The 18,212-nt window shown below is 37.7% G+C and carries 18 protein-coding genes; 11 read left to right on the forward strand and 7 right to left on the reverse strand.

Annotation, left to right across the window (positions count from 1 at the left end; genetic code table 11):
- Nucleotides 1-5: 5 nt before the first annotated feature.
- Together KSK55_RS00905 and KSK55_RS00910 are read left to right on the forward strand one after the other, a co-directional pair.
- Nucleotides 6-656, forward strand: coding sequence for a hypothetical protein (locus KSK55_RS00905; RefSeq protein WP_218607818.1), 651 nt, complete (start codon nucleotides 6-8; stop codon nucleotides 654-656).
- An 8-nt stretch (nucleotides 657-664) separates the two neighbouring features.
- Entirely contained in the window at nucleotides 665-2,401 is a 1,737-nt protein-coding gene (locus KSK55_RS00910) for a hypothetical protein (protein ID WP_218607819.1), read from the forward strand.
- 243 nt (nucleotides 2,402-2,644) lie between these two features.
- On the opposite strand, the gene KSK55_RS00915 is transcribed toward KSK55_RS00910, so the two are convergent.
- Complete coding sequence (locus KSK55_RS00915) at nucleotides 2,645-3,028, reverse strand: translation initiation factor IF-5A (protein ID WP_218607820.1); 384 nt, start codon at nucleotides 3,026-3,028, stop codon at nucleotides 2,645-2,647.
- Nucleotides 3,029-3,111: 83 nt separating this feature from the next.
- Between KSK55_RS00915 and KSK55_RS00920 the strand changes: the two genes are divergently transcribed.
- From KSK55_RS00920 to KSK55_RS00945, 6 genes are all read left to right on the forward strand, one after another.
- Nucleotides 3,112-3,888, forward strand: coding sequence for a bifunctional fructose-bisphosphatase/inositol-phosphate phosphatase (locus KSK55_RS00920; protein ID WP_218607821.1), 777 nt, complete (start codon nucleotides 3,112-3,114; stop codon nucleotides 3,886-3,888).
- A 2-nt stretch (nucleotides 3,889-3,890) separates the two neighbouring features.
- Nucleotides 3,891-4,715, forward strand: coding sequence for an NAD(+)/NADH kinase (locus KSK55_RS00925; protein WP_256664122.1), 825 nt, complete (start codon nucleotides 3,891-3,893; stop codon nucleotides 4,713-4,715).
- Between the two features lie 58 nt (nucleotides 4,716-4,773).
- Nucleotides 4,774-5,487, forward strand: coding sequence for a DUF169 domain-containing protein (locus tag KSK55_RS00930; RefSeq protein WP_218607822.1), 714 nt, complete (start codon nucleotides 4,774-4,776; stop codon nucleotides 5,485-5,487).
- 110 nt (nucleotides 5,488-5,597) lie between these two features.
- Nucleotides 5,598-6,080 carry a tetratricopeptide repeat protein gene (locus tag KSK55_RS00935; RefSeq protein WP_214418369.1) on the forward strand — a complete coding sequence of 161 codons (483 nt, stop codon included), beginning with the start codon at nucleotides 5,598-5,600 and terminating at the stop codon, nucleotides 6,078-6,080.
- 46 nt (nucleotides 6,081-6,126) lie between these two features.
- Nucleotides 6,127-7,809, forward strand: a complete 1,683-nt coding sequence (locus tag KSK55_RS00940) for a CARDB domain-containing protein (RefSeq protein ID WP_218607823.1) — start codon at nucleotides 6,127-6,129, stop codon at nucleotides 7,807-7,809.
- A gap of 56 nt (nucleotides 7,810-7,865) precedes the next feature.
- Entirely contained in the window at nucleotides 7,866-8,429 is a 564-nt protein-coding gene (locus tag KSK55_RS00945; RefSeq protein ID WP_218607824.1) for a chemotaxis protein CheW, read from the forward strand.
- 4 nt (nucleotides 8,430-8,433) lie between these two features.
- Here the strand turns inward: KSK55_RS00945 and KSK55_RS00950 are convergent, their stop codons facing one another.
- On the reverse strand, nucleotides 8,434-9,447 hold the full coding sequence (locus KSK55_RS00950; RefSeq protein WP_256664123.1) for a phosphate uptake regulator PhoU: 1,014 nt from the start codon (nucleotides 9,445-9,447) through the stop codon (nucleotides 8,434-8,436).
- Between the two features lie 124 nt (nucleotides 9,448-9,571).
- On the opposite strand from KSK55_RS00950, the gene KSK55_RS00955 reads away from it, so the two are divergent.
- The 3 genes from KSK55_RS00955 to KSK55_RS00965 all read left to right on the forward strand — a co-directional run bounded on the left by KSK55_RS00955 (nucleotide 9,572) and on the right by KSK55_RS00965 (nucleotide 12,521).
- Nucleotides 9,572-9,985, forward strand: coding sequence for a GNAT family N-acetyltransferase (locus tag KSK55_RS00955; RefSeq protein ID WP_218607825.1), 414 nt, complete (start codon nucleotides 9,572-9,574; stop codon nucleotides 9,983-9,985).
- A 9-nt stretch (nucleotides 9,986-9,994) separates the two neighbouring features.
- Complete coding sequence (locus KSK55_RS00960) at nucleotides 9,995-10,894, forward strand: DUF2156 domain-containing protein (RefSeq protein ID WP_218607826.1); 900 nt, start codon at nucleotides 9,995-9,997, stop codon at nucleotides 10,892-10,894.
- 268 nt (nucleotides 10,895-11,162) lie between these two features.
- Nucleotides 11,163-12,521, forward strand: coding sequence for a hypothetical protein (locus KSK55_RS00965; RefSeq protein WP_218607827.1), 1,359 nt, complete (start codon nucleotides 11,163-11,165; stop codon nucleotides 12,519-12,521).
- Between the two features lie 4 nt (nucleotides 12,522-12,525).
- Here the strand turns inward: KSK55_RS00965 and KSK55_RS00970 are convergent, their stop codons facing one another.
- Genes KSK55_RS00970 through ppk1 form a run of 5 tightly spaced genes read right to left on the reverse strand, consistent with a single transcriptional unit; the run spans nucleotide 12,526 to nucleotide 18,202 of the window.
- Nucleotides 12,526-13,872, reverse strand: a complete 1,347-nt coding sequence (locus KSK55_RS00970; RefSeq protein ID WP_218607828.1) for a CAP domain-containing protein — start codon at nucleotides 13,870-13,872, stop codon at nucleotides 12,526-12,528.
- Between the two features lie 44 nt (nucleotides 13,873-13,916).
- Nucleotides 13,917-14,930 (reverse strand): Holliday junction branch migration DNA helicase RuvB, encoded by a 1,014-nt coding sequence (gene ruvB, locus KSK55_RS00975; protein WP_218607829.1) that lies wholly within the window; start codon nucleotides 14,928-14,930, stop codon nucleotides 13,917-13,919.
- Between the two features lie 6 nt (nucleotides 14,931-14,936).
- On the reverse strand, nucleotides 14,937-15,521 hold the full coding sequence (gene ruvA, locus KSK55_RS00980; RefSeq protein WP_218607830.1) for a Holliday junction branch migration protein RuvA: 585 nt from the start codon (nucleotides 15,519-15,521) through the stop codon (nucleotides 14,937-14,939).
- Nucleotides 15,518-16,015 (reverse strand): crossover junction endodeoxyribonuclease RuvC, encoded by a 498-nt coding sequence (gene ruvC, locus KSK55_RS00985; RefSeq protein WP_218607831.1) that lies wholly within the window; start codon nucleotides 16,013-16,015, stop codon nucleotides 15,518-15,520. The genes ruvA and ruvC overlap by 4 nt, the downstream gene beginning before the upstream one ends.
- Nucleotides 16,016-16,039: 24 nt before the next feature.
- Nucleotides 16,040-18,202, reverse strand: coding sequence for a polyphosphate kinase 1 (gene ppk1 / locus KSK55_RS00990; RefSeq protein ID WP_218607832.1), 2,163 nt, complete (start codon nucleotides 18,200-18,202; stop codon nucleotides 16,040-16,042).
- Nucleotides 18,203-18,212 lie beyond the last annotated feature (10 nt).

The following is an 18,212-nucleotide window of genomic DNA, read 5'->3' on the forward strand; positions in this document are numbered from 1 at the left end:
GCCTGATGGAGAAGCGGGATATAATAGTCATTTTAGCAGCAATTATAGTGGTATTTATAATGGCAGTAGTAGTAAAGCCAGTAATTACGGGTCAACCGGTAATCTTCCTTCCAGAGTCTCCTCCCGTAACAGAGAGTTCAGATTATGAAATTTATCCTGAAACTCCTTACACTATTGCCCCAGTAGACACGGAAGTTGTATTAACACCTGAACAGACTCAAATACCAGAAGAAACGCAACCAATATCCACAGCAACAAATGTTCAGGCACCAACTCCGACACTTACACCAATGACCTGGCAACCAAATCCAGATGATCCGATGCCAGCAATCCAGATGACGAATTATGCCGAAATTATTGGAAAATATACCGGTTCAACATCACCGTTCAGAATACCAACACCATACTGGGAACTCCATTATAATGTAACTCCAGCAGATATGTCAGCATCTTTTTCAATAGATGTTATAGAGAAAAGTGAAAAAGAAGAAAAGACTATCAGAACAATAAGCTGGCGTAATGGTAAGGAACCTGATCCACGTGAATTCAGATTTTTTGAAGGAGGAAAGGAGTATTATATGAGTATTCTGGCAAATCAGTTAAAAGAGTATAGGATCATAATTCAAATTCCTTTAAAATATATTCGCGATACATAAGGATGCATATGGAAAAACGGGATATTCTTGTAATTTTTGTGGCGATAATTATCGTCCTTATTATGGCGATGTATATAAAGCCGTTAGTTACGGGAAAAGAAGCGAAACTGATTCCAGATGAAATATCTGGTCTTTTTTCAAATAATAATACATCCCCTAATAACGAGAATAGGTTTGAAGAATCATCAAGATCTGATCGTCCCTTATCACAAGTACCTCTCATTAAATCCATTACTCCGGATACTATGAAGCCTTTAGATCCTACCGCCTCGATTGATGTAATTGGAGAGAACTTTAAGGAAACAATGTTAGTTCGGGTTTTTTCGGATTCAGAAAATAAAACATATAACATAACATTAGATGGTGGGAAATTACGAGCTGAAAATTTAATGTTATCGGAAGGGAATTGGACTGTAAAAATTGTAGATACTGATTCAAATGTTACCTATAATACTCAACATATTATTCAGGTAATCCCGACTCCCACTCCTGTCCCAACATGGGATGGTAATCCCAAACCTTTGGATATAAAAGAAAAATATGAAACAAAACCCTGGGGGCGGGTATATCCATCAGATCAGATTGTTAATACTACAAAAATGAATACCTATATTAATTTTAGTGGTGTTACAGGAGTAATTTCAAACCCAATTTCTATCCCGTATGGATATTGGGATATTATATATACGGTTGATTATAGAACTGAAATTGCAAATCCACAAGATGACAAAGTCTTTGAATTCAATCGTCAATATAAGGAACCTAATGTTAGTTATGAAGGTAACTTTACTCTTTTGTATCTAAGTGGAAATCCAATTCCAATATTAGTACCGAATAAACAAAGAGTTGAAGGTGAAACCTCATTTAGGCCAAGTAAAGACACTGTATTAACGAAAATTCCCAAGGATGAAGAACCAAACGCGACACCTCCATTTGAGACAGAGACAACTGAATATGAAACGGGATCTATTCCGGCATTAGTGGAGACTGTCGGTTACATGAAACCTGTCTTTCAAATGGTTATCACCAACTTAGATGACCCAAGTGAACCTCCTATTGTCATTACTCCCAGTGGTGGTATTGATCCGTTACAATGGGATGAGGCTGTGCATAAAAAAGAAGCTGAAAAAATAATGACACAAAAAGGGAAAAAGGAATATTTTGATTCAGAGGAATATCAGGATGCATGGGAAGAAAAGTGGAGATACATAAAAGATCCAAGACCGTGGAAAGAACGAATATATGGACCAGGTAATTATACCTTTGATGTATCTACACAGAGTATCGATTCATATAACATCCAAATATTAGTGCCCGAAGCAACCTGGACACAAAATCAGTCAGATGAGGATGTAATATCTAAAAATGAGAAAGAGAACATTCGGTTCATGCTAAATTCCTTTGTTAATAATTTTAATGAAATAATCAGCCCGGAATATTTCAGTAATTTATCAGAATATATTGATATTCATAATTATTCTTCCGATGATATGAAATTAATTATGAGTAATTATATGCAAGCAAGAGCAGCTGGCATTATCATTAAAGATACCATTCTCAATGATGTTTCATTACGTGGTTACCTGGGGAAAACCAACAAACTTGTTCAAAGTACTGATGCAACAATAAAAGGAAGTTTTAAAATAGATTATAATGGATATGAGAAATACGTTCCATTTGACATAGAATTGAAGAAAGTAGATAATAAATGGAAATTTGTAAATAGCCCTGTCATTCGGTACTAAAAAAATTTCTTTAATATTTTCTCATTTGGTTGAATTTTTATTAAACTGATGTTTTAATAAACTTTTATTATTTTCACATTTTCAACCGAACTAGGGGAAGAACAAACCCTGATACATGTTACTGGAAAATGTTTTCATAACGTTATATTATCAGTGAATAAGCCACAAATACAATTCAGAAATTATTGCATAATAGAAAATTACTTCATTAATTAAGAGACGAATGAGTGCGAGAAAATAAGATTAAAGGAAATCGATCTTTCTTTTTTCCATGGAATAAATGTACATCGTTTCCTTTCCTGCCTCTATTCTGTCAATGACATCGTCAGTAACGGTGACCTCAAAATTTTCAAAACTTTCAAGATCCATCATCTGAACAACATTACCGGCGATTGATATCACCTGCGCATTTCTCCTTTCAACAATAGGCGCGTATACCTTTGCTGATACCGGCTGGACAATGGACCGCTTGACGCCATCAAAAATACCCATGACATCAAGACGAGCTTTTGCAGCTCCATGTTTCCCAGGTTTGGATACAGATATTGACAGGATCTTACACGGTTCATCATCTACTAACAGATATTTTCCTTCTTTCAGCTTACCAACTTCAGTCTGCTCTTTCATAAAACACCTTGGGAAAAGCTGGTTATATTTACGTGTCACCCTTACATAAATACACCGTCCGGAATAGAGATCAGGAAACCGCTATGGACTTTTACTCAGTCAGTAATTCTATATTCACATTAATACGAATAGCTATCACTCCTCTCATCGGAACACCCGAAGCTGGGGTCATTACCGGAATTGGGGCTGATGGAACTCCTACCAAGTATATAGATAAGGTTGCGGAGGATATTGCATTATCAGAACTTCGAAAAAACGGTATTTGTAATCTTCTTATTAGTGAAGAAGCCGGAAAAGTAGAAATGGATGGAGAAAAGGGGACAATCTTTTTAGATCCAGTAGATGGTACATATAATGCAATAATGAATATCCCCTTTTATGCCGTATCTTTAGCTTTTGCGAAAGAAGGAATATTACAAGAGGGTTTTGTTGGAAATCTCGCTAACGGTGATCTATTTACCGCTAAAAGAGGTGGTGGGGCTTTTTTAAATAAAAAACCTCTTTGTGTATCTGATATTTCTGAATTACAAGCGAGTGCCATGAGCGTATATGGAAAACATTTCCAATATGATCGGGTCATTAATCTTATCCGGAAAATCAGACGCTTCCGTCAATTTGGAGCATCAGCTCTCGAACTTTCTTATGTAGGTGCAGGTAAAATTGATGGGTTTGTTGATCTACGCCAGACCCTTCGGGCAACTGATGCAGCAGCAGGGATTCTGATACTTGAGGAAGCAGGAGGTATTGTAAGTGATCGTGACGGAAACAGACTTGTTCTTCCTGATGAAGTCAATATTGGTAATTGTCTCGTTGGTACAAATAAATGTCTTCACGGAAAAGTAATTGAATATCTGCGGTGATAATGGTGCCTGTTTTATTGCACATCCTCATCGTATGCCGTCATGCTGACTCTCGTGCAGAATCTTTCTCTCAAGATGTAGAGAGATTACTCATTCAACATGGGCATTCAGTTTATAAATGTAAGAAAAACCTATTGGAGAGCACTGATTTTCTTTTTGATCCTGATTCATCTCCAGATCTTGTTGTTGTGATTGGAGGGGATGGAACCATTCTTCTTGCAACGCAGCGAATGCCGGTTCAGGTACCGATTGTTGGTATAAATTATGGAGAGGTTGGTTTTCTTGCAGACATTGAGCCTGATGATACTGCCGAATTGGTAAACCGTCTTTCAAAACCACTTCAGGTTGAAGCGCGAATGAGAATTGAACTTCGTTTGAATGGGGATGTTATCGGTACCGCATTAAATGAAGCATTAATAGTAACTGATCGCCCTGCAAAAATGCTCAAATTTCTTATACATATTAATGGAAAAATAGCTGAACGATTCAGAGCTGATGGTCTTATTATCAGCACTCCAACTGGTTCTACTGCCTATGCAATGAGTGCAGGAGGGCCAATCGTAGATCCACGGGTGGAAGGATTTTTAATGGTACCATTGGCCCCATTTATGCTTTCAAACCGACCCCATCTCATAGATTCTTCAAGGACTGTGTCAGTAACTCTTGAGGCAACAAAACCTGCAAAATTGGTTATTGATGGTCAGACAGAGATCCATCTTGAGAAAAATTGTGTTGTAGAACTTACAAAAAGCGATAGTCCTGCCTTATTTCTCGAAGCAGGACAGAATTTTTTTGAAAAGATTAATAGAAAACTACGGCATCTTTAAGTAAAAAAGAAAGTTTTAATTTGGTTCCTGTATGATATCCTCCAAAGGACTGAGTATCATGCAGGACACTATTAGAACACGATTTGATTATGCTGAAGCATCGAATGTATTAAAGAAAACCCTCAATTTGGATGGCTCTCCGGTTGCCTTTAAAATCTGTAAATCTGCAGAAGATATTCCAGCCGGTATGACACATATTACTGAAACAATCCGCCATTGCCAGATGGTGGATATGGCAAGGAAAAAAGGGATGATTTTTTACTCAACGGTGGAGAATCATGCCTGTATGGGAGGATCATGGGCGCTTGGGCTTCGTGAGCTTACTCAAAGTCTAAAAACCGGAGAATTTTATTATAAACTTGGTAAATTTGATTCATGGCCTGCCTGTAAAAGAACAATTGATCGTGTTCCCCATGTTGAATCACTTACCACGCATGCTACGCTATATGCCCCCCTTGAAACAACTCCATTTGATCCTACACTTGTTTTGATTATCACGAAACCGAAATCAATGCTGAAATTGGCCCAAAGTAGTTTATATCGTCTGGGTGGTAGAATTAATTCGAATTTCTCAGGTATTCAATCGGTATGTTCTGATGCATGTGCGCAGGTCTATCTTTCAGGGTCACCTAATTTCTCTCTTGGATGCGATGGCTCCAGAAAATTTTCAGGAATAGAAGAGAATGAAATGGTAATGGGCATTCCAATAGAAATGATACCGGAGATTGTATCCTCTCTGTCTATTGTTGTCGGAGCTGCAGGATCTTCATAACCTTTTTTATACAAAACCTTTGATAGGAGAAGAATCTTAACAAGGGCAGAATACAGATAGGTACGAGTATCAGGATGCTGAAAAAATATCCGATCTTATTTCTAATCCCTATGCTGGTTATTGGCGCCTCTGGTGCACCGGTTTATTCCGGAGAAGACCTGTTTGAGATCGGGAATGAGCATTATGCACAAGGGTCTCTTGATAAGGCAATTGAACTCTGGATGCAGGCCAAACAAATTGATCCTTCATTATCAGCGAATGCATGGTATAATACCGGCCTTGCATATGCGGCAATGAAAGATTATGAGAAAGCAATAATGGCCTGGAATGAAACAGTCATGCTTGTTCCGAATTCTTCGATGGCGTATGATAACATGGGGACTGCATATGGTCTTTTAGGAAAATATGAAGAGGCTTCTATGGCATATGATATGGCCATTTCTATAGACCCTGATGTGGTAAAATATCGTATTGATAAAGAACTTCTATTGAAAAGCGCTCCAAAAGAGGAAACTCCCTTATCTCCAATTTCCGCTTTTCTAGCTCTTATAACTGTTCTTGGTATCATACTTCGATATACCGGGGACTCTTAAAATTTTTGCCCAAAAGACTTTCATGAGCGAAAAGATATCCTCATATATGAATACTGATTTTATTTTAAACAGATTTTTATTTCTTACAATATCTATTACGTGTTTTTTTATCTGTATTGGATCTCCTCATCTCATAACAGGTGAATGGAGTTCTGTTGGTGGGATTGTTACTGCAGATGATACTGTCAATTTGGATATTATTGGAATAAGGATGGACATTCCCAGTTATGTAGATGCTGGAACTTATCTTCGAATTGTTGATACTGTTCGAAACAGAGGGACACAATCAACTGGCTTTTTTTCGATTGGGTATGTATTGCAGGATGAAACCGGATCAAACCCAGATTTTTATTTAGGTAATATATCAATTCAAAACCTGGTTCCTGGTGGACAAAAATCTGTAAATGTGTCGTTTCCGATATCAATGGAGATTAAATCCGGATCATATAAACTCCGTCGAGTAATCCTCCTTTCTGATTTGATTGTGAGTTCTAAACCAGACTCCTTTATTCCGGGAAATGAAAAGGCATTATATGTCAATAATGGTCCTGAATTTTTTGGATTGGGGTATAATGAAGAAAATTTTCTGACCGCTGAAAATGGAGAGATGCTACGATTATCGTCAACAATTGAAAACCTGAATGAAACCCATTCTGTTGAAACAAAATTATCATATTATCTCTCCAAAACCGGTCTCATTTCTGATGATGTGATTTTTTTTGGAGAATCTGATTTCATTCAGGTAAAACCTTCTGAAAAACAGACCGTAGAAACAATATTTCCAGTCCCTTCTGATATTGAAAATTCTGAATATTTCATAATAACATCATTTATTCCTCTTGACTTGGTGTCAGAAAATTCTGATGTATACTGGGTTTCGGATGAGTCATATTCTATTGCAGAACGTGAACCTGTTCCGACACCGGTAATATCCATTGCACCGGTAGAGCCAACCACATCTGAACCGGATATAATGACAGTAAAAACAGACTATCCGGATGTGATGTATATTGGTGAAGGTGCAAAAATTACCGATTCGGTTACAAATATTGGAGGATCTACTGCAGGTATAGTAAGGGTTGAATACTTGGTCGCTACCCAGGATGATGGATCTAATGCCCGCCATCTCGGCTGGTGGACAATTCACAATCTGAAAGCTGGAGAGACACGCACATCACAAGAAACTGTTGGAATACCGGATTCTGTCAGGTCAGGTATTTACTATCTTACAAAAAAGATAACGGTTACCTCAAACCCACCTGAGAGAAATACTGCAAATAATTATTGGACCGGAAATCGTCCTGTACGTGTGGAATATAACCCTGCAGCACGGATTCCTGATCTGACTCACGTTCTTACTAAATTCCCTTGTGGTGAACCCGGGAAAGATGCAGAAATTATTGATACAATTACAAATATTGGAAATGGATGTGCTGAGCATGTAACGGTTGCCTATTACATCTCTCCATATGCGGATTTTGATCCATCAACTGCCAGATATCTGGGAATCTGGGAGATCAACAAAATCTGTGTAGGAGAGCAATTGACCAATACAATCACGGTTACTGTTCCTGGAGATCTCATGAATGGAGAATACTATTGGTTCTCAGTTATTGATCCATGTTCCTTTATGTCCTATTGTGGTGAAGAACTTCCAGAACTCGATAAATCGAATAATGTCAATATTGGTCAGTTGGTCATTGGACCTTGTGTTTTTTGTGAATGCTGATAACACATTATTTTTTATAAAAGATTTTTTTTATATTGAGGTTCCATCTGTAATTCATGGCCGGCAATATTCCGGGTATATCATCTTCAATGTCTCATGGAACTAGTGGACTATTTGCGAATAAAAGTTACGGAAAGTCACATGATGATGGAGCGGAAGAATCATTTCAAGTTGTTGAGTTTCTTCTGGGGCAGGAACATTTTGCAATAGATCTTTTTGATGTGAAAGAAGTCGTTGAATATACACGTATTACAAAACTACCAAATAGCCCTTCATATATTAAAGGAATCATAGATTTACGTGGTGAGATTACAACTATCATAGATTTAAAACAACAACTCGCAATAACCTCCGGTACTGCAACAAGTGAAGAAGAAACACGAATAATTGTGTTAGATGATCGGATTACCCATTCAAAAATAGGGATTATGGTAGATGATGTGCTTACTGTATCTACCTTTAATGCTAGTCAGGTTGATGAAACAGCGACAACGGGTGATGAATCTTCACATATTCTTGGAATAATTAAGAAAAAAATAAAAGATAAGGATAAAGAAAGCACAGAATTAGTAATCTGGTTGGATGTAAAAACGCTTCTTCAGGATATGAACCAAATATAAATTATTAGGTTTTTTTCTCAATCATCATCTCATAATTAATTACATTTTCAGAAATATCTGCTGAATATTCTCCTGATCTTCTGATACTATCCGTGATATTGCGAACCGGTACTGCCAGATGTGCCGGAAGGGCCAAAAGGTCGGTATTGATTTTAGAAAAAGTATCTTCGAGATCTTTCATATATTCTATTGTTTTATTTGCTTTTTTGAGGTCATGGGTAAAAAAGGACTCAACACTTTTTTCAAAAGTTTTTAGCGCTCCCATTGACGCTGCCCGAATTTGTTCTAATATTTCCTGTGGTATTTCTTCTCCATGGACTTTATGTGCATTTTTTGCGATTCGTACACTGTGATCTCCAACTCGCTCAATAATTCGAGCAACCTGAAAATGTGGAAGCATTTCTGATGCATTGACATTCATCTTTTTAGATAGGTGCACGTTATGCATGATCATATTTGTTTGTCGTGCAATAAGCCAGAACAGTCGATCTACATCATTGTCGCGTTCTATAACATCAGAGATAAGGTCTGAATCATGTGCAATGAATGCATCAATCGCATCAGTATACATCCCCTTCACAATGACAAACATCCGTTTGAGAGAATTTTGAATTGGCATCTCAAGAGGATTTAAAAGATCTTTAATGAGAACACTAGAATCTGTTTCTTCTATAAATTCAGGTCCTATTACCATATTGGAGAATTCACGCAGTTTCATGCGGATATTTCCGTTCATACGGTCCTTGGTTGTGATATGTATGGCATTATATCCGGCAATATAAACTCCTATTAATATTCGCAAAAAGAAATCTGGGTCTGTACCGGATTCTATCTCGAGATTTTTAATTCTTTGAATCTGGTCACCAGTAGTATTCTTTGTAATAAGGAGGGTTCCATCTGGTTGAACCATTATACCTAGGGGATCATTTTTTTTAATGTGGGTCGATTCAATCCAGTCTTTCGGTAGGGTAATTACATAGGAAGAACCTCCCGTCATTTGAACTCTGCGTATTTCCATATTTACTAGTCTATATGTATAGATACTAAAAAATATATATTGAACCGATATTTTCTTTATCTGATAATATTTACATCAGAAAAACCAATTTATAATGAAAACAAAATTAGATCAATTTCTCATTATGAATCATATTCAATTCACTATAGTTGAGTCCTGGAATACGAATTCAATTGTCCGATTATATAAGGAAGCTGGATGGTGGAAAGAAGAGTATTCTCCTGACGAAATTCCCGGCCTTATCAAGGCAAGTTATAGATTCATTGTTGGAATTGATGTAACATCTGGTGAGACAATTGCGATGGGGCGTATAATATCTGATGGCATAAGCATAGGTATTATTCAGGATTTATGCGTTCATTCAGATTTCCGTGGTAAGGGAATTGGACAAGCTCTTCTTCAATCTTTGGTAAATGAGGCCAGAAAGGCTGGTCTTTTAAAAATTATGCTGGTTGCAGAACCAAATACAGAATCATTTTATAAAAAATCATGTTTTATTTCTAATAAAAACCAGATATTTCTTTTACATAGCAGATAGGATTTTTCAATGAAGTTACATGAAGAAGATTTTCATCCAATTGAAATAGAAGACAAAGTAATTTTTGATCGCATTTTTAAAAAATATCCAATACAACATTCTGAAAATACATTTGGAACACTGTATTGTTGGCGCTCATATGGTAATTATTCAATTTGCGAACATGAAGACTCTCTTATTATTAAAGGCGAAACGGAAAATTACCGATCATATCGTTTTCCCCTGGGTTCATTGAATCCTGAAGTCTTTGAAGCAACAATAAAACTTGCTGAGGAGCTTCATGATGATGCTCCTTTATTGATACTAGAGCCATGGCAATTGAGTTGGGTAGAAAAAAACCGGCCTGATTTGATTTTTAAGCAGGATAGAGATTTTTTTGATTATGTGTATCGATCAGATATTCTCGCCACTCTTCCAGGACAGGATTTTCTTACTGTTCGCAAACATCTGAATCGGTTTAGAAAAAAGTGCCCTTCGACTATAGAACAAATATCCGAAGCTAACATGGATGATGTTTTAGAATTTTTAATTAGATGGTGTGCACAAAGAGAATGCGATAAGTATACTATTTTAAAACATGAAAAAGAGGCTATCCATGAAGCGATTAATTATTTTTCAGAGCTCAATTTTTCTGGCATTACCGTAAATCCCCGGGGAGAGATTGGTGCTATTGCGATATTTGAAGAGTTAAACCCGGAAACTGCTGTTGTTCATTATGAAAAAGGTCTTCCGGACTGTGAAGGTATATACAAGGAAGTAAATTTTCAGACTGCATTACACCTTCAGGATCGGTATAAGTATATTAATCGTGAGAGTGATATGGGAATACCTGGACTTCGCGAAGCAAAGGAACGATACCATCCGGATCATATGGTGAAATTGTATTATCTGGAAAAAACTCTTAAATGATTTAATTCTTTTTTGCTATCGGAAATATTACTATTAGCCTTGTCTATTATTTAATATGGAATAGAACTGACTTTTTTCAGGGAACCTGAAAGAGTGGGATTTTTACAAAAAATGAAACTAAAATTTTTAAACCTATCCTGATTGTATTTATTATCATTTATACAACTAATTTTATACTTATTACATCAATACTTCATCAGCGTTCATGTCTCCGCTACCGTTAGGTCTCAGGATAATTTTGGTTATAGTAATCTTCATAAGTACAGGCATGAATGGATTTTTTGTCTTCGCAGATTACTCAATTGGAACAATAATTGACACAACCGGACCAGTGCGAGATAGTTTTACCGGGTTATGGTCTGGGAGTGATGAGAACGGAACAAATATTACTGGTGTGTATTCTGATTCGCTCATGACAAATGGTGGGGCGTTAACTCTCAATAAACACCTCAGTATGACTGGAAAAGAAGCTGTGTCGCCAGTCCTTCAAACTCAAAAAATTATCGGGTATTCTGCCGGAGATACCGGATCCCATCTTATATCCGATGAATCTATTTATGCATCAACAAATATTCTTTCAAATCAATCAAAAGGAACGTTGTGCTTTGGCAATCCCTATGAAGTATCCCAACAATCATTTAAGGGTCAATCTGCTTCGTTCAGTATTGTAAATGCGAAAGAACTTCAGTTATCTTCTACTGCAAGACATATAGACGGGAATTTAGATTATTCTCTTAACATCGGAAATTCTGGCGTTAATAGCACAGACAAGTATACTGAAGGGACAATTATCACCACATTTACCGGTCAATCTTTAACAAATACCGGTGAGATAAAACTTTATGACAGGACATTGATTTCCGGCCTGATACGAACATTCAATCGTTTGTATCAGGGTAGTGAAGATCTGAATATCATGGGTTCCTCCTCTGGGGAAGGTTTTGTTCATGATAAAACAATAGTTGAGAAGTACTACACCAAGAATGAAACTGACACATCTATGGTATCATCTGGTACAGCAGTGTATTATCAGGACATTATGACAAATGGAGGAAATAATGATGAAATTAGATCTACATCAGGATCTGAAAGTATTTCCTCGGAACGAATGGTAACATATACATCAGACGGTGATCGTTCAATTCAGGCATCTGAACATGCTGTGGCTACGTATTTGAAAGGATCTGAAGAGAATTCAAAGGATCTTTCCTGTGTATTTGCTGGATCACAGTCAACCAATACTACTCAATCACCATATAAGGAAGCGTCTGCACAGACAGGATTTGCAGGGGTATCATCTGCTCAGATAAGCAGCAGTACCCTCATTCGTGATCCGGAAAACTCAGATGCATTAAACCTTGAATATCGTGCGGATATTATGATACCAGTCGGTTTTAATTCGACGTTAATGAAGGAGATGAAAGATCCAGATAATGATGGCAGATTCGAAGATCTAAACGGGAATGGTCATCTTGATATGCATGATCTGGTTCTTCTCTTCCATAATTTCCGTTGGATTGGTGAAAGTAATCTTTCACTACGTATAGACTTTAATAAAAATGGTCGTGCTGATTATGCAGATATTGTTACCATTTTCCATTCAATGAATCAAACCCAGTACCAATGAAAAATTAAAAAAAATTTTGGGTTGCATAAAAAAACTCTCCATCAAATTTTGCTCCGATTCCAACTTTTTCAATTGTTGGATTGATAAGATTTTTATTATGTTCAGGGCTGTTAATCCATTCTATCATCATCACATCAGCAATTTCCTCCGGTGTTGTTGGATCAACAAATCCGGTATATGCTTTTCCAATCGTATGACCTGAAGCAATACGGATAATATTTTCTGCTATTCCTGTTCTGATACTCCCATCATCCATCTTTCGGTTTATATCATATCCAGCCAGTTGTGCCCGACCAGCAGGATCAATTCCTTCCGGAGTATAATGGGAGAAATATGATCGCTCAATCATATCCAGAGAATGATCGAATGCAATCTTTCGTAAATCATCATCAAATTCCAATGGACGAAGACCAAGATATTCTCTATATTTATTCGTTTTGAGGTAAAGATACCCGGATATTGAATCTGCATATGAATCTGAATAAATATCATCCGGATAGGTAATGGTGACTGGATCAGAATAAATGAATATATTGTCAGCCTCGTCTGTTTCCTGAATCATTCCTGTATAATCCACAACACTGATGAGATAATAAACTCCTGGAGGCACATATTCAGGGATGAGATCAACTGATGAACCCTTTTCATTCATATAACTGAGAACAGAAAATGCTCGTTCTTCACGAATCCTATACCCTCCTGATGATAAGTTTTTATCTGGTGAAAGGATAAATGCGGTTTGATAACTTCCAGCAGTATCTTTGTTTTGATTTATCGTTGAATAGGATATTCGAAGAGGAGATCCAGGCGAGGTCAGATTTGTATCGATGGAATCAATTACAATCTGAAGATTTGTATGTCCCCACTTCCATTTTTCACCCTGAATAATTTTTATGGGGGTGCTTGTTTGAATTCTATTGTTATGAGTAAAAAATTCCTGTTCATAGGCCTGAATGATTGCTTCAAGATGGTAATCTCCTTCAGTCAGTCCTTTAGGTATAGAAAAAACAAAAGGAATTTTCCCTCGCTGGCCGGGAGGCATTATTTCTGTTGATTTACTGCCCAGCCAAATGATTTCTTCACCCTGTAATCCATCTTTTTTCAGAATGAAATCTGTTACTACATTGGTGGCTGATACTGGACCATTATTTGAGACGATTATTGAACCGGTTACATCTTCTCCTGTTTTTACTGTTTGCGGATACTGTAGATCAGATACTGAAAGATCCGGTGTAAAATGCATCTCATATTCAAGAATCGAAAGATTGGTTGATTCATTTTCTGAAAGTGAACCAGGTATGAAAAGGAAGTAAATAATAAAAATGAAAAATAGTCGCTGCGATCGTTTCATGTAATAAAATATTGATCGCAATACGATACAAGCTTGCAGGGGAATCAGGAACAAGATGAAAAATTCTGCGTGATAACTGAACTCATATGTTCACTTCCTGAAGGAGTGATCATTCTTCCTTGTGGTGTTCGTTTAAGAAAACCAATTCTTATAAGATATGGTTCGTACACATCTTCTATTGTTCTTGGTTCCTCTCCAACAGAAATTGAGATAGTTTTCAGACCAACCGGTCCTCCACTAAAATCATGTGCAATAACTTCTAGAATTCGTCTATCCAAGACATCCAGTCCCTTTTTATCGACTCCAAGGGCAAAAAGAGCTGAGTTTGCTATTTCTTTGTCTATTGAACCAGATCCTCTGACTATTGCATAATCATAAACCCTTCTTAACAGACGGTTTGCTATCCGTGGTGTTCCACGAGATCTCATGGCAATCTCTTCTGCCCCTTCATGAGTTATGGGAATAGCTAAAATACCAGCAGACCTCGTGATGATAATTTGTAAATCTGCGGGATCGTATAAATCCAGACGAAGAATAATTCCAAACCGATCTCTGAATGGAGATCCCAGAAGACCAAGTCTTGTTGTTGCTCCAACCAACGTATACCGCTCGAGAGGGAGTTGAATCGTACGGGCAGACGGTCCCTCTCCTATGAGGAGATCGATTGTGTAATCTTCCATCGCCGGATAGAGAATCTCCTCGATGACAGGTGAGAGTCGGTGGATTTCATCAATAAAAAGGATGTCATGGTCTTTTAACGGAGTTAGAAGCGCTGCAAGATCTCCTGGCCGATCAAGCACCGGACCACTCGTTGTTTCAATACCTGCTGACATTTCCTGCGCAATGATGTGAGCCAGTGTTGTCTTTCCGAGTCCTGGCGGGCCTGAAAACAGAATATGATCAAGAGGTTTGTTGCGTTTAATGGCAGATGTGATAGCAACCATCAACGCATCTTTCACTGGTTCTTGTCCAACAAAATCTTGAAGATATCCGGGTCTGACAGATGGCTCTTCAGTATCTTCATCTCGATTCACTGGGCTTACAAATCTCGTCTGCATATTTCTTTACTTTTTCCGAAGATGTTTGAGCGCTTCTTTTACCTGTTCTGAAGAATTCATATTGGAATTATTACCTTGAATCTTTTCAATGGCAGCAATACTTTCCTCATGGGTGTATCCTAATGACTGCAGTGCAAGAATAGTATCCTGGATACATGATGAGAGAGTTGAATGACTTGTTGTTTTGATAAATTCCGGAACTTTATTTTGAAGCTCCAGAATAATACGTTCTGCACCCTTTTTCCCAAGACCCTGAACTTGTGAAAGTTTATCTGGTTTTTTACAAGAGATCGCATCACAGATTTCCTGGACTGAAAATTTACTTAATAATGCAAGTCCTGTCTGTGGTCCTATATGAGAAACAGATATCAATAGCCTAAACAATTCAACTTCTTCAGGTGTTTGAAATCCATACAATGAAATTTGATCCTGTCTGACAATCAATTCAGTATAAAGAATGGTTTCTTTCTGTAATTCAATATGTATCAGATTAGATTCTGGAATTCTGATTTTATATCCAAGTCCTCCAGCTTCAACAATTACAAATCCATCTTGTTTATTGAGAACCGGTCCACGTATACGTGCAATCATCTATACGTTCTCATCCAGTTCATGTGGCATAAGGCCAAAGATAATCCATCAGCAGCATCATCAGGTTGTGGTATTTCAGATAATCGGAGCAACCTTGCAATCATCATTTGAATCTGTTTTTTATCTGCTTTCCCTGATCCAGTTATTGCAAGCTTTACCTGATTTGGAGTATATTCATACACCGGTATGTGATTTTTTGCTGCAGCAAGAAGAATAACTCCCCGTGCTTCACTCACCTGCATTGCCGTTGTTGTGTTTCTGGAAAAAAATAATTTTTCACAGGAGAGACATGAGGGTTTATATGTTTCGATAAGATCATCAATGCCCTCAAATATTGTCAAAAGCCGAATAGAGGTATCTCCAGTCTTTGGGGTTGTCTGAATACATCCCCAGGTATGTGCTATCGGGTAATTTTTTTCTTTTCCGATAAGCCCATATCCACATCTGGCAAAACCAGGATCTATACCCAGTATCGGTTCAAATCCAGTCGTCAAAACTTATTTCCCTCTATTTTTTTTTTAAATGTCCACATTCTTGAGGATATCACATTTTGGCTCTTCATGTAGATGGTCATTCCAAAGTCCACGATGTGATATGAGCCATTCCTGGGCATGTATCGAATTTTCTTCTGAACGAACACGTATGTATGAGCCATCAGATCGAAGCATTCGTTTCTTTACGGTATCCTGTAAATGAATTGGAAGAATGGTAGATATAATCTCATTTCTAATTCCCGGGTCAAGTATCGGAAATAATACCTCAATGCGGCGGTTCAGGTTTCTTGGCATGAGATCAGCGCTCCCCATCAGGACAATTTCGTCTCCACCGTTATGGAAATAATAAATTCTAGAATGTTCAAGGAATCTTCCGACAATACTGGTGACTGTAATATTATCTGATACTCCGGGTATACCTGGTCTTAAACAACATATCCCCCTTATCTGAAGATTTATTTTCACTCCGGCCTGTGATGCACGGTATAATGCCCGGATCATTTCTGCATCCTGGAGGGCATTTAGTTTTAGTATGATATGTCCATCCTGGTGTTCTTTTTGCCGATGGATTTCACGCTCAATAAGTGAAAGAATACCTCTTCTGATATATTTTGGAGAGACCATGAGATGATTATATGCCATATAGTTGGAATATCCGGTAAGGGCATTGAAAAGATTAGAAGCATCAGAAGCGATCTCCGGATCGGCTGTGAAAAGTCCTATATCCGTGTATATTCTGGCTGTGGTTGCATTATAATTACCAGAACTCATATGCACATATCTGACAATACCCTCACGTTCACGCCTGACTACAAGACATAATTTTGCGTGAACTTTCAGCCCCATTATTCCATAGACTACATGGACTCCGGCATGTTCAAGTGCTTTTGCCCAACCTATATTGTTTTCTTCATCAAACCTTGCTTTCAACTCAACAACAACCGATACTGCCTTTCCATTTTCTCTTGCATCCAATAATGCCCGGATGACCGGAGATTTCGAACCTGACCGATACAAGGTCATTTTAATAGCAAGAACATCTGGATCATGAGCTGCCTGAAGGACAAATTGCACAACTGGCTGAAAACTTTCATATGGATGAAAAAGCATCATGTCCCTTGCTTTTATTTTATTGAAAAGATTTGGCTCATTATCAATTCGTTTTGGAACTGATGAAACAAATGGAGTGTCCTTTAAATCAGGCCGATTTAAATCAAGCAGACACATAAGATCTGCCATACCGATAGGACCTCCCAACCGGTAAAACATATGGGGATAATCAGTCATTTTTTCTGCCATCATGGCACAGACTGATTGATCCATCCATGATGAGACTTCTATCCGTACTGGTTTTCCTACCCACCGTCTCCCTATAGATTCTTCAACAGCTGTGAGAAGGTCATCCGCCTCATCTTCTTCAATCTCAATATCAGCATCACGGGTAACCCGGAAAGGATAAGCAGCTCTTACATCCATACCTGGAAAGAGCAGGTCAAGGTTTTCTGCAATAATCTCTTCAAGAAAAATAAATTCTGATTTCCCTCGTTCTTCATGTTCCTCATCATCTGTTTTTACTAGAATTAAGCGAGGGAATAATTTATTTGGAATTTTTATCCGTGCAAATAACTCTTCTTTTTGTCCTCGCTCACGAAGGATAACTGCTAAGTTCAATGCCAGATTCGAAATAAAAGGGAAGGGATGAGATTTATCAAATGCCAGTGGTGTTAATACAGGAAATATTTCCTTAATAAAATAATTTCTTAAATATCGTTTTTGCCCTTCATTAAGAGTCTCATATGAGTGAATCAGAATTCCCTCATTTTTCAGGGCAGGTACTATATCTTCATTCCAAACAGAGACTGACTCTTCAAGAAGTGGGACTAATGCTTTGTATATTGCGTCCAGCTGTTCTCCTGGTGTTAAACCATCAGGCGGTGCCTTAATTACTCCTTCTCGTAATTGCTGATGAAGCCCGGATACCCGGATCATAAAGAATTCATCAAGATTATTTGCAAAAATGGAAAGAAATTTGACCCGTTCGAGAAGCGGATGAGTATGGTCTTTTGCTTCTTCCAATACATGACGGTTGAACTGGATCCAGGAAAGTTCCCGGTTAATATACAGAGATGAATCTTTCAAGTGATACACTCTGGATATATTTCCTGATATCGTGTTTTCCTCTTCCATTTTCTTTCCT

This window comes from Methanospirillum hungatei (assembly GCF_019263745.1).
Taxonomy (GTDB): Archaea; Halobacteriota; Methanomicrobia; order Methanomicrobiales; family Methanospirillaceae; genus Methanospirillum; species Methanospirillum purgamenti.

Bases quoted from the DNA above. Each gene is read 5' to 3' on its own strand.
- KSK55_RS00905 (WP_218607818.1), top strand. From the start codon at position 6: ATGGAGAAGCGGGATATAATAGTCATTTTAGCAGCAATTATAGTGGTA.
- KSK55_RS00910 (WP_218607819.1), top strand. From the start codon at position 665: ATGGAAAAACGGGATATTCTTGTAATTTTTGTGGCGATAATTATCGTC.
- KSK55_RS00915 (WP_218607820.1), bottom strand. From the start codon at position 3,028: ATGAAAGAGCAGACTGAAGTTGGTAAGCTGAAAGAAGGAAAATATCTG.
- KSK55_RS00920 (WP_218607821.1), top strand. From the start codon at position 3,112: ATGGACTTTTACTCAGTCAGTAATTCTATATTCACATTAATACGAATA.
- KSK55_RS00925 (WP_256664122.1), top strand. From the start codon at position 3,891: ATGGTGCCTGTTTTATTGCACATCCTCATCGTATGCCGTCATGCTGAC.
- KSK55_RS00930 (WP_218607822.1), top strand. From the start codon at position 4,774: ATGCAGGACACTATTAGAACACGATTTGATTATGCTGAAGCATCGAAT.
- KSK55_RS00935 (WP_214418369.1), top strand. From the start codon at position 5,598: ATGCTGGTTATTGGCGCCTCTGGTGCACCGGTTTATTCCGGAGAAGAC.
- KSK55_RS00940 (WP_218607823.1), top strand. From the start codon at position 6,127: ATGAATACTGATTTTATTTTAAACAGATTTTTATTTCTTACAATATCT.
- KSK55_RS00945 (WP_218607824.1), top strand. From the start codon at position 7,866: ATGGCCGGCAATATTCCGGGTATATCATCTTCAATGTCTCATGGAACT.
- KSK55_RS00950 (WP_256664123.1), bottom strand. From the start codon at position 9,447: ATGGAAATACGCAGAGTTCAAATGACGGGAGGTTCTTCCTATGTAATT.
- KSK55_RS00955 (WP_218607825.1), top strand. From the start codon at position 9,572: ATGAATCATATTCAATTCACTATAGTTGAGTCCTGGAATACGAATTCA.
- KSK55_RS00960 (WP_218607826.1), top strand. From the start codon at position 9,995: ATGAAGTTACATGAAGAAGATTTTCATCCAATTGAAATAGAAGACAAA.
- KSK55_RS00965 (WP_218607827.1), top strand. From the start codon at position 11,163: ATGAATGGATTTTTTGTCTTCGCAGATTACTCAATTGGAACAATAATT.
- KSK55_RS00970 (WP_218607828.1), bottom strand. From the start codon at position 13,872: ATGAAACGATCGCAGCGACTATTTTTCATTTTTATTATTTACTTCCTT.
- ruvB (WP_218607829.1), bottom strand. From the start codon at position 14,930: ATGCAGACGAGATTTGTAAGCCCAGTGAATCGAGATGAAGATACTGAA.
- ruvA (WP_218607830.1), bottom strand. From the start codon at position 15,521: ATGATTGCACGTATACGTGGACCGGTTCTCAATAAACAAGATGGATTT.
- ppk1 (WP_218607832.1), bottom strand. From the start codon at position 18,202: ATGGAAGAGGAAAACACGATATCAGGAAATATATCCAGAGTGTATCAC.